This window comes from Chromatiaceae bacterium (assembly GCA_016714645.1).
GTDB lineage: Bacteria > Pseudomonadota > Gammaproteobacteria > Chromatiales > Chromatiaceae > M0108.
In genome coordinates, this window is record JADKCI010000006.1 from 41,033 (window position 1) to 52,742 (window position 11,710).

Annotated in this window: 10 protein-coding genes; 9 read left to right on the forward strand and 1 reads right to left on the reverse strand. The window is 59.6% G+C overall.

The features are described 5' to 3' along the window. Positions 1-94: 94 nt before the first annotated feature. The 7 genes from IPN92_19825 (at position 95) to IPN92_19855 (ending at position 8,537) form a co-directional block, all read left to right on the forward strand. Complete coding sequence (locus IPN92_19825) at positions 95-1,396, forward strand: ABC transporter ATP-binding protein (protein MBK8640419.1); 1,302 nt, start codon at positions 95-97, stop codon at positions 1,394-1,396. Between the two features lie 1,182 nt (positions 1,397-2,578). After that, the gene (locus tag IPN92_19830) at positions 2,579-4,213 is read left to right on the forward strand and encodes a methyltransferase, TIGR04325 family (protein ID MBK8640420.1); all 1,635 of its coding nucleotides are present in this window, start codon (positions 2,579-2,581) and stop codon (positions 4,211-4,213) included. Continuing rightward, on the forward strand, positions 4,210-4,557 hold the full coding sequence (locus tag IPN92_19835; GenBank protein ID MBK8640421.1) for a methyltransferase domain-containing protein: 348 nt from the start codon (positions 4,210-4,212) through the stop codon (positions 4,555-4,557). The genes IPN92_19830 and IPN92_19835 overlap by 4 nt, the downstream gene beginning before the upstream one ends. Continuing rightward, positions 4,554-5,189, forward strand: coding sequence for a methyltransferase type 11 (locus IPN92_19840; protein ID MBK8640422.1), 636 nt, complete (start codon positions 4,554-4,556; stop codon positions 5,187-5,189). The genes IPN92_19835 and IPN92_19840 overlap by 4 nt, the downstream gene beginning before the upstream one ends. Positions 5,190-5,222: 33 nt before the next feature. Beyond that, positions 5,223-6,212 carry an NAD-dependent epimerase/dehydratase family protein gene (locus IPN92_19845; GenBank protein ID MBK8640423.1) on the forward strand — a complete coding sequence of 330 codons (990 nt, stop codon included), beginning with the start codon at positions 5,223-5,225 and terminating at the stop codon, positions 6,210-6,212. A gap of 10 nt (positions 6,213-6,222) precedes the next feature. Beyond that, positions 6,223-7,350 carry a DegT/DnrJ/EryC1/StrS family aminotransferase gene (locus tag IPN92_19850; GenBank protein ID MBK8640424.1) on the forward strand — a complete coding sequence of 376 codons (1,128 nt, stop codon included), beginning with the start codon at positions 6,223-6,225 and terminating at the stop codon, positions 7,348-7,350. Continuing rightward, on the forward strand, positions 7,347-8,537 hold the full coding sequence (locus tag IPN92_19855; protein ID MBK8640425.1) for a hypothetical protein: 1,191 nt from the start codon (positions 7,347-7,349) through the stop codon (positions 8,535-8,537). Before IPN92_19850 ends, IPN92_19855 begins: the two co-directional genes overlap by 4 nt. Before the next feature lie 38 nt (positions 8,538-8,575). On the opposite strand, the gene IPN92_19860 is transcribed toward IPN92_19855, so the two are convergent. Further along, the gene (locus tag IPN92_19860; GenBank protein MBK8640426.1) at positions 8,576-8,974 is read right to left on the reverse strand and encodes a hypothetical protein; all 399 of its coding nucleotides are present in this window, start codon (positions 8,972-8,974) and stop codon (positions 8,576-8,578) included. Between the two features lie 291 nt (positions 8,975-9,265). On the opposite strand from IPN92_19860, the gene IPN92_19865 reads away from it, so the two are divergent. Further along, positions 9,266-10,210, forward strand: a complete 945-nt coding sequence (locus tag IPN92_19865) for a glycosyltransferase (GenBank protein MBK8640427.1) — start codon at positions 9,266-9,268, stop codon at positions 10,208-10,210. Positions 10,211-10,356: 146 nt separating this feature from the next. Then, entirely contained in the window at positions 10,357-11,598 is a 1,242-nt protein-coding gene (locus IPN92_19870; GenBank protein MBK8640428.1) for a glycosyltransferase, read from the forward strand. The last annotated feature ends 112 nt before the right edge of the window (positions 11,599-11,710 follow it).

Below are 11,710 nucleotides of genomic sequence, written 5' to 3' on the forward strand. Positions count from 1 at the left end.
TGACCTCGTCGCCCCGGCTGCCGCGCGAGATGGCCCACACCGGTAACGGCTGACAAACGATACAAGAGCCAGCGGCCTGCGTTATGCTTTGTCCATGTCCGACACCGCCATCATCGTCGAAAACCTCGGCAAGTCTTACCTCGTCGGCCATCAAGCCGCCCAGGCGGAGCGCTACACCGCCCTGCGCGACGTAGTCGCCCGCAACGTCCGCACTCTGGCGCGCAAGACCCGCGACATGCTCCACGGCCGCCCCATCGTCCAAGGCGACGAGGTGGAGGAGTTTTGGGCGCTCAAGGATGTCTCCTTCGAGGTTAAGCAAGGTGAGACCCTCGGCATCATTGGCCGCAACGGCGCCGGCAAATCCACCCTGCTCAAGGTCCTGAGCCGCATCACCGAGCCCACCCAGGGCCGCATCACCCTGAACGGCCGCGTGGCCAGCCTCCTGGAGGTTGGGACTGGCTTTCATCCGGAACTGACCGGACGGGAGAACATCTTTCTCAATGGGGCCATCCTCGGCATGACGCGCCGCGAGATCCAGCGCAAATTCGACGAGATCGTCGCCTTTGCCGAAGTGGAGCAATTTCTCGATACCCCGGTTAAACGCTATTCATCGGGCATGTACGTCCGCCTGGCCTTTGCCGTAGCCGCACATTTGGAGCCGGAGATTCTGGTAGTGGATGAGGTGCTGGCGGTGGGGGATGCAGTATTTCAGAAGAAATGTCTGGGGAAGATGGGCCAAGTGGCGCAGGAAGGACGCACAGTACTCTTCGTTAGTCACAATATGGCGGCTGTATCAAATCTTTGCTCTAAGGGCCTCATTCTAAGTTCAGGAAGCCTCGGACGTAATGGTGATATTCACACTGTGATCCGAACTTATATGGCACAGGTATCGAATCAAGGAAAGTACACCTTATCCGAAAGGAGGGACCGGCAGGGAACGGGAACCGCACGATTCGCGGACGTAATTTTCCTTGATGCGGATCGCAACGAAACACAAACCATAATGTGTGGTGAACCGGTCGGCATCTTAATTACGCTCGCATCTGATAATGACGCTGAGGTCATAAGAGACCCGATCATTTCGATTGGCATAGATAACTCGGCGGGTTATCGCGTGTTGCATCTGAGTAATGAGGCTGTCGGATCCAATTTTTTAACCATCGACATCAATCGCAGTGCTTTCTATTTCCATTTTCGAAAAATGCCTCTAATCCCAGATTCCTACAGTATCACGCTTTTTTTATCTTCTAACAATACTATCATCGACTGGGTCCAACAAGCCGCAGAATTTCGGGTAGAGAGCGGGGACTATCACGGTAGCGGAAAACTCCCGCCACCGAGCCAAGGGGTTTTTCTTGCGGAATATTCAGTTACCGTGTCTGCCAATCATGTTTAAACAGGAAAGAGATTTTCTGAGATCGTTTTCTTCTACATGCGGAAAAAACGACTTGTTTTCCGCTGCCAGGTTTTATGTCCAATGGAAAATATCCCTGCAATCGGGACGATCACCTATCTCTTCAAGAACGCCGTGGATGACCTTCAAGTCCATAGCTTTCCTTCGCAATAAATTGAATCCCCAAACTATAGTTTTTGAGTATGGCGGTGGCGGGTCTACTCTATTCTGCATTGACAGAGGCGCAACCGTTGTAACAGTGGAGCACGATCCCCGATGGCTATCACTTTTGCAAGAAGAGCTTGCTGGCGCCTTTACTCTGGGGAAGTGGCGCGGGATATTGGAGCAACCAACCACGGCCACTGATAACCCAGTCACGGACCCATCGGATCCGGATAGTTACCAATCCTCCGATGGAGAGTTTAAAGGATTATGTTTCAATGGCTACGCCTCCGCTATCGACATGTACCCGGACTCTTTTTTTGACCTTGTCATTATTGATGGACGGAGCCGCCCCTCCTGCTTGAAGCACTCAGTATCTAAGGTGAAGCCCCTCGGCTTCCTGTTACTCGATAATACCGAGCGCACTTGGTACTTGTCCCGTCACACCTTGCCGTACCTGCAAGACTACCGCTTGGCATTAGATGGATTTGGGCCAACTCCAGGTGCCTCATGGTTCACCAGAACTACTATTTGGGAGCGGGTACGATAAGGCGCTACCCTTCACTCCTGTTGTCTGAAGAGGTTTTTTCGTAACGCGCATCGGACGATCGCGTTGATATTGGTGACGAACAGTCTAATTACGCTAACATTTGTAATGGCTTTTGCGTACTCCATATTCTGTCTGGACAGGCGGACCGAGAACATTCGTTAAGAAATTGCCAGCCGCGCCTCAATCGGAATCACTATAGAAGGGGCCAGCCACTTTCACCTCATTCGCGTGAATCGACTCTCTTACGTATAGGCTTATATACCATAACATACCGCAGGTTAGGTCCATTGGTGAATATTCCTGTCATAGTCTTTGCTCATTCCCGCCCAGATCACTTGCGGCGTACCCTTGCTTGTCTTCATGATAATCATATTCCTATTCTTTATGCTTTTTGTGATGGCCCACGAAATGCCGGAGAAGCGGTGAGAGTGGGGGAAGTACGAAACTTACTGCGCAAGGTGGACTGGTGCGAGATGACGATCTATGAGCGAGCGGAGAACCACGGGCTTGGACGGTCAATCCTTGCTGGTGTTACCGAGGTGCTCAGCCATCACGATGCTTGTCTAGTTTTCGAGGACGATTTGATCTGCGTTCCCGGCACCTACCAATATTTGTCGTCCGCTCTCACCCATTACCGGGATACCCCGCAAGTGATGAGTGTGACTGGGTGGACACATCCGCAGGTGACTCCAACGGACGTGGAGGATCAATGCTATTTTGATGGCCGCGCCGAATGCCTGGTCTGGGGCACTTGGGCGCGGGCTTGGTCAGGCATGAACGATCAGACAGCCTTTGAGATGATGATGACGGCGGAGCGCCAGGGATGTGAGCGCGATGCCTATGGCGGCGACCTTCCTGCCATGGCCGAGGCCGAGAGCCGTCTCAACATTTGGGCAGTGCGCTGGCTGTACCACCATATCCGCCAGCGGGGGCTGTGCCTGCGGCCGCCCTGGAGCATGGTGGAACACATCGGCTTTGACGCGCGGGCGACCAACGCGAGCAGTGCTGAGAGATGGGCGAATCCGCCGCTGCGCGCCTGCCCGCCGATTCCCATCGATTGGCCGACACCGGTTGAGCATCCGTCCTGCGCGCACCTCCATCAGCGCGCTTTTCCCGCACCGGCGGTGGGACCACCACCCACGCTTGTCCGAAGGTTGGTGCGTTTTGGTCAACGCAAGGTGCGCAGTGTCACCGCCGGTGCTGCGTTGGCAGATGTGAGTCCGCGGCGCGCGGTCCAGGCGCTGGCCCCGCCAATCCTATGGCAGGCATTGCGGGCTTGGCGGCGCTCGGGCCTTGGCGCGATGTTGTCTGGACACGCCTGGGGAGAGCGACTGCAACTCACCGGGGATTGTCCCTCCTGGGAGGCGGCCGTCGCCGACAGCACAGGTTACGATGCCGCGGTGATTCTGGAGCGGACCCGCGCGGCTCTGTCGCGGGTCAAACAGGGCGAGGCGGTCTATGAGCGCGACTCCGTGCTCTTCGACGAGATTCACTACGCCTGGCCATTGCTCGCGGGCCTGACGTGGGCTGCGGCCCGGCATGGGGGCAAGCTCGTAGTGCTGGACTTCGGGGGCTCACTGGGAAGCACCTGGTTTCAGAATCGGGACTTGTTGCGCCGGCTGCCCTCGGTACGGTGGAACGTGGTGGAACAACCAGCCTATGTGGCCGTCGGCCAGCGCGAGTTTGCCGATGAGACCCTCCGGTTCTACCCTTCGGTGCGGGCGTGCGTTGCCGAACAGGCCCCGAACGTCATCGTCTTGAGTGGCGTGTTGCAATACCTGGAGCAGCCATACGACCTGCTCGATGAACTGCAGCAGTTGACGACTGCGGACCTGATCATCGACCGCACACCGTTTTGGGCCGGCAGTTTTGATCGCCTGTGTGTCCAGCATGTCCCACCCGAAATCTACCCCGCCAGTTACCCGAGTTGGCTCTTCGCTGAAATGCGGTTTCGCTCTATCCTGAGCCTGCATTGGGACGAGTTGGCCGGGTTCGATTGTCCTGATCGTCTGCCGGGACCCGTGCCATTCGCCTACCGTGGCCTCATCGCAACCCGGCGCGCCAGTGCACCGGTCAGCGGGGGTGCCCCTATGGATTCGCCGTCATGACGCCCGGCCCCTTGCTCAACCTAGGCTGCGGCAGCCGTTTCCATCCGGATTGGATCAACATGGACGTGGCACCCGCAGACCCTCGGGTGATCCGCGTCAATCTCAGCCAGGGAATTCCGTTGCCGGATCGCCATTGCGCGGTGGTCTATCATGCCGCGGTGCTCGAGCATTTCCGTCCCGTCGATGCCCTGGGCCTGCTCGCGGAGTGCCGGCGGGTGCTAGGGCCTGGCGGCATCCTCCGCGTCGGGGTCCCGGACCTGGAACTCCTCTGCCGGCTGTATCTCAATAAGCTCGGGGCCGCCGTTGGGGGGACGCCAATGCCACCTGTGATTATGATTGGATGATGCTCGAACTGTTCGACCAAATGGTTCGGGAGCGCTCGGGCGGTGCGATGGCCGACTGGCTGCGGCGGGACCCTCTGCCTAACCCGGCCTTTGTTTTTGAGCGGATTGGCGAGGAAGGGCATGCGCTGGTCGCGCGGCGGGTGCTTGCGGGGGATGCGCCGCGCGGGCTGCTCGCCGATGTGGCGAGACTCGTCACCCGCACACCGCACGCCATCAAGCGCCGACTGCTTGCGCTGTTGCTCGGTGAAGGGGGTCTACAGGCCTTGGACATCGGCCAGTTCCGGCTCGGCGGTGAAGTTCATCAATGGATGTACGATCGTTTCTCCCTCGCGCGCCTGCTCCGCGAGGCGGGTTTTGTGGACCCGATGCCGCTGGAGGCAGCAACCAGCGCCATCCCGAACTGGCAGGCGTATCATCTGGATACTTGCCAGGATGGCACGGTGGTCAAGCCTGACCTCATTTTTTTGTGGAGGCCAGAACCGAAGGCGCCTGAGCGGCCCGACACCGGTCACACAAGAAATTTGCGCCGTCGCGGTCTTTTGCCCAGGAACGCGCCGAAATGCAGTGCGACCCCTCGCGCTCGTCGGTGGAGATCAATCGATCATCCCCGGCAAACCCTTGAGTATCGTTGACCTTTTCGAGCACCTTGAACAGGAATTTGGATGATGACCCAATCAGCGACTTGGACCGACCGTAATGTCCTGATCACCGGCGGCCTCGGCTTCATCGGCTCGACCCTGGCCCACCGGCTGGTCGGGCTTGGCGCACGGGTGACGCTCGTAGACAGCCTGAACCCGGAATATGGCGGCAACCTGTTCAATATCGCCGGCATCGCGGATCAGGTGCGGGTGAATATCTCGGATGTGCGCGACCCCTACAGCATGAAATATCTGGTGCAGGGGCAGGACGTGCTGTTCAATCTTGCCGGACAGACCAGCCATATCGACTCCATGCACGACCCTTTTACGGACCTGGAGATCAACGCACGGGCGCAACTATCCATTCTGGAGGCGTGCCGCCACCACAACCCGGCCATCAAGCTGGTGTTCGCGAGTACCCGGCAACTCTACGGCAAGCCGGACTATCTGCCGGTGGATGAGAAGCATCTGCTGCGCCCGGTGGACGTGAATGGCATCAACAAGATGGCCGGGGAGTGGTATCACATTCTCTATAACAACGTCTACGGCATCCATGGCTGCTCGCTGCGCCTGACCAATACCTACGGCCCCCGCATGCGGGTCAAGGATGCCCGTCAGACCTTTCTCGGTATATGGGTGCGCCTGTTGATAGAAGGCAAGCCCTTTGAGGTTTGGGGCGGGGAGCAGTTGCGCGATTTCACCTATGTCGATGACGTGGTGGATGCGCTGTTACTTTCGGCGACTGACGATGCGGCTAATGGCAAGGTCTACAATCTGGGTGGTGATCGGGTGGTGAGCCTGACCGAACTGGCAGAACTCTCCTTGGCGGCCCACGGCGGCGGGGAATTTGTCGCCCGTGAGTTCCCGGCGGAGCGCAAGCGCATCGACATTGGGGACTACTATGCCGATGATGCACTGATTCGCGCCGAGCTTGGCTGGGCACCGCAGGTTGGTCTGGCGGACGGCCTGGCCCGCACCCTCGCTTTCTATCGCGACCATCTGCCACAGTACCTTTAGACCCCCCGTAATGATCCCTCAGTCCAACCCAAAAGCCAGTTATCTCAGCCAACGGGAGGCCATCGACGCCGCCGTTGCGCGCACGTTAGACAGTGGTTGGTATGTTTTGGGACCCGAGGTGGAGGCCTTCGAAGCGGAATTCGCCGCCTGGCTGGGTCTGCCCCATGCCGTCGGCGTCGCCAGCGGGACGGATGCCCTGGAATTGGCACTGCGGGCCTGCGGTATCGGTGCCGGGGGGGTCGTCTTTACCGTCTCCCACACCGCAGTGGCCACCGTTGCGGCCATCGCCCGCACTGGGGCAACGCCGGTATTGGTGGATATCGACCCCGTTACCTTCACCATCGCCCCCGCGGCCCTAGAGGCGGCGGTACAGGCACACCGGGGCACCGGTCCCGCAGCGGTGGTGCCGGTCCACCTCTACGGACATCCGGCAAATATGCCCGCCATTGTCAGCATTGCCGCATGTCATGACCTGCAGGTCGTCGAAGACTGCGCCCAGGCCCATGGCGCCCGGCTCGGCGGTCGGACGGTGGGCACCTGGGGACACGCGGCGGCTTTCAGCTTCTATCCAACCAAGAACTTAGGCGCCCTCGGCGATGGCGGTGCCATTGCTACCGCAGACGCCGGTCTGGCCCAGCGGGTGCGGGAATTGCGGCAATACGGCTGGCGCGAGCGATACATCAGCGCCGAGACGGGGGTTAACTCCCGGCTCGACGAGATCCAGGCGGCAGTATTGCGGGTCAAGCTGGTCGCCCTTGATGCGAATAATCGCCGACGCCGGAAGATCGCCGCGACCTATCAATCAGCTTTGGCGCGGACACCATTGACCCTGCCCACCGCCGCCGATGCCGTGGAACACGTCTACCACCAGTTCGTGATCCGTTCGGCCGCCCGCGACGCACTCCAGGCCGCTCTCCGTGCGGCGGGCATCGGCACATTGGTCCATTATCCGGCGCCGGTCCATCGCCAACCGGCGTACGCGGGCATCACAACCCACGGTGCCCTACCCGAGAGCGAGCGCGCGGCTCGGGAGGTGCTGAGTCTGCCCATTTACCCCGAGTTGGGCGATTCCGAGGTGGCGAGCATCAATGACGCATTGTTACGATTTTCGGTGGCTATCGACGGGGCAGCAAAGTGACCCAACAGCTTCCAGTGACTGGCCCTCCATACCACTTCTGTACCTATTTTGACCGTAACTACCTCACGCGGGGCTTGGCGCTATATGAGTCGCTGCGTGCAAATTGTCGGCGGCCGTTTACCCTGTGGACCCTTTGCTTCGACGATGAATCCTACGCCATCCTGAATCGCCTGGCCCTGGAAGGTATGTGTTTGATCCCGCGGGCCGATTTCGAGGCTGGCGATACGGAATTGGCTGCTGCCCGCGCCAATCGCAGCGCCGTAGAGTATTACTGGACCTGCACACCCTCCCTGCTCCTCTATGTATTGCGCCAGGACCCGGGCATCGATGTCATCACCTACCTTGATGCCGATCTCCTTTTTTTCAGCGATCCGCAACCAATCGTTGAGGAACTCGGTGATAGCTCAATTTTGATCGTGCCGCATGGCTATGCCTCAGAATACGTCCACCTCGCCGATGCCGCGGGTATCTACAATGTCAGTCTGCTGAGTTTCCGTTCCGACCATGAGGGTCTGACATGCCTGCGCTGGTGGCGGGACCGCTGCAATGAATGGTGTTATGCGCGCATGGAGCAAGGCCGATTCGGCGACCAAAAGTATCTCGATGATTGGCCGGCACGATTTTCGAACGTCCGTGTTACCCAGCATCCCGGTGCTGGGCTTGCACCCTGGAATTTGACTGCCCGGACCCTGGCGAGTGGGCCGGATTCGCTGCTGGTGAACGATGGCGCGCTGATCTTTTTCCACTTCCATGGGCTGCGGATAATGTCTAGGCGGGTAATCCGCCCCTCACCCGTCATTTATGATATTCCGTCCGCTGCGATACCAACCATCTTTCTCCCCTACCTGGACAGATTGTGCAACATCGCCACGGCCGTGGGCGTGCCGTTTGTTGATGCGCCAGTGAATTCGACCGTATGGACCCTGCTGCGTGGCCTCCTGTCCCAAGAGTTCCTGCTCAGTTCCCCGGCCATTTTGCGCAAATTGTTATGGCGGGTCGGCAGTAGAACCCGTCGCGCGATCAAGGTGCTCGAACCACTGATTGGGATAGCCTCCCCGCCCCCCGAATGCGCCCGCTGGGGGACGCTTCTCAAAGCTATCTATTTAAGCCCGCTGATCCTATTCAGTCGCCCCCTCCGTCGGGCACTCGCTGCGGTCCTTTCACCCGCAACATCACGCGACCATTAGCGCGTTTGAGGGTGTTGTGCTCCAAATTATTTTTTGGATCAGATATCGTGGGTTACTCCATTACACTCTGGTGGCGTAAACTGGGGTCCGCAAAGATCACCCCCCAACCCGCTATTGCCCGCAGGTCGAGCCCGAGCGTCCACGGCATCAACCGACCACGGATCGCACTGATTCACAGCCTTTATCGGCGCGGCTATCAGCGAGCGGAGATTCTGGAACTGCTCCGCTTCATTGACTGGGTATTGACCCTTCCCGAAGGACTGGAAGACCAATTGTGGGCCGCAGTTCAACAGTTTGATGAGGAGAAACAGATGCGCTACGTCAGCAGCTTTGAACGAATCTTCAGCCGCCGCGGGATGGAAAAGGGGATGATGCGGGGGATGGAGCAAGGCATCGGCAAAGGCCAGTCCCAACTGTTGCGGTTGCAGATCCAGCAAGCTTCGGGGCCTTGCCAGAAGACCTCGAAGCGCGCTTGCAGGGCGCGCGGCCGGAACAGTTACAGGCATGGGGCTTGCGCCTCTTGGACGCGGCCAGTCTTGAGGACCTGTTTGGGCCAGGCAACGGGCACTGACGCGCGCCCGTGGTCGCCCTCGACATCGGCGGACTGCCCGATATGATCATCCACCGGGAGAACGGCTGGCTGGGTGATGATGTGCGTCGCGCGGTCCTGAGCAAGGTGGCCCGGAAACGGCGGTAGTGCGATTTTCAGTCACTCTGGTTGCAAAACAATGCTTGAGGAACTCCCACCTCCGCCGAGCGGAAGGAAAGGCTGGCCTTGGACCAAAGAGTCCAAGCCATTAGCACAGCAGATGCCGAACGATTCTAAGTGGCCGCGTATAAGTATCGTTACACCGTCTTACAATCAAGGATCCTACATAGAAGAAACCATCCGTTCGGTCCTGCTCCAGAATTACCCTAATCTTGAATATGTTGTAATTGACGGAGGTAGCACGGATAAGTCCTGCGACATCATCGGGCGCTATGGGCCCTGGTTGCATGATGCGGTCTGCGAGCCGGATCGGGGGCAGAGTCACGCGCTGAACAAGGGCTTTGCCCGCTGCTCGGGGGATATCTATGCGTGGTTGTGTTCCGACGACATCCTGCTTCCTGGGGCGCTTCAAATCGTGGTGCGCAGTCTGTTGCTGGAACAGCCCGCATGGTTGGTTGGTGCGGCGGAGTTTCTGAATGAACGGGGGCCATTTCTTCGGCGCGTGCCGGCCCCGGACACGTTCGGCATGTTCAACTTCCTGGCCTGGCATTCTCTAGCGATCATGCAGCCATCGATCTTTTGGAACCAGCGCATGCAGCGGCGCGTGGGGCCAGTGAATGAACACTTACACTACTGCATGGATACAGACCTGTGGTTTCGTTTTTACCGGTTGGCAAAGCCCCTGATCATTTCTGACTTCCTGTCGCGGTTTCGGCATCACGCCGAGTCCAAGACCGCGCCGTATGGCCCTCACCGCGACCGGGCGATGGCCGAGCTTTCCGAATGGATCTATTCCACGGCCTGCGCTGCGCAGGCGGACCCCGCGCTCCGCGAGGAGCTGATCGCGGCAGTAGGCTTGCTCCAAGACCAGATGATGGTACTGAAGCGCCTGCGCAGTCACGTTGTCTTCGGCAGGCTTTTTCGTCTGTGGCGCGCTGTCGTCAATCGGGGTTTTCCGGCATGAGTTGGACCGGTGGCGCGATTGTCTGGCGCATTGGGTTGGACTGGATTGATCGTGCGCGGGGCAACTTGGATGTTTTCTTCAAGATGTATCAGATGCCCGCACTCCAGGTCCGCAACCGGCAAGCTGCTGCGGGATAGCCAGCAGCCATGAAAATCGCTGTTCTTTCAAAGGCTGATGAACGCGGCGGCGGTGCGTCGCGGATCGCGAGTGAGCTTGTCGATCATCTGCTCGCCGCGGGCCGCACGGCGGAACATTGGGTGGGTCGGTGTTACGATGAGGTAGGCCACCCTGTTCGCAAGCTCTATGGCGAGTGCCGCGCGATCGATATCCTGATTCGTCTGGGGCATTTGGTGTTGCGCAACGCGGGCGCACCGGAATTGCTGGCCGTTGAGCGGCTGAATCCGGCCTTGGCAGGGCTGCTGTCGGCGGATGTCATCCACGCACACGACATCACCAATACCGTCGCAGTGCAAACCCTCGGGTGGCTGGCTCGCCATCGGCCCCTGGTGTGGACGCTGCATGACTGCTCCCCGTTCACTGGCGGTTGCCTGAATCCAATCGGGTGTGAACGGTATCGGGCTTGCTGCGGGCGGTGTCCTGAGTGGGGTCAGTGGCCACTTGTGGGGGCGTTCGATTTCACCGCAAGCCTGCTCAGGCAGAAGCGGCGATTCGCCCTCGGCGCGAGCTTCGTCCCCATCGCACCGTCCCAGTGGATGGCAGACATGGCTGCCAGGAGCGGGTTCTTTCCGCGACCCAGGGTCATCTCGAACGGTATCGATCTGCAGACCTTCCGTCCGGAGCCCAAGGCCGCCGCCCGGCGACGCCTTGGCTGGCGCACGGATCGACCGGTCTTGGCGGTCTGTTCCGGTGATTTGGATGATCCAAGAAAAGGCATCCGGCAGGCCCTGGAGGTAGCGCGTGCCGCTAGCGTACACGACCCGCTAGTCATCGTGATCGGCCGGCGCGCCGATGCCATCGTTGCCGAATTCCCGGATCTGGATCTGTTCTTTACCGGCTTTGTCACGGATCGCGCCGCGCTGGGGCGCTACTATGCTGCCGCAGACCTGCTGTTGTTCTGCTCTTACGCCGACAATCAGCCCCTGACGGTGATGGAGGCGATGGCCTGCGGGACACCCGTCGTTGGATTCGCGACCGGGGGCATACCTGAACTGGTGGACCATCTAGAGAATGGCCTGCTGGTGCCGACCGGTGATACGGCGGCACTGGTGCGGGAGATGCCGACGCTCTTGGGGGCGAAGACCAAGCTTCGAGAGTGGTCCGCGGGCGTGGCAGCCAAGGCGGCGGCTGAATTCGGCTGGCCGCGGGCGGTTGCGGCCCATCTGGCACTCTATCGGGCGGTGCTCGCGCGCGATGCGGACAACAATTGATACCCGCTCGTTGGCGCTGACCAACCGGTTCCCACCTTGTGCTCTGCCCGGTCCAAGGCCGTGTGCACCGGTGTTGTGGGGCGCGGATCTTGCCTGTGTCTCAGGCTGCTTG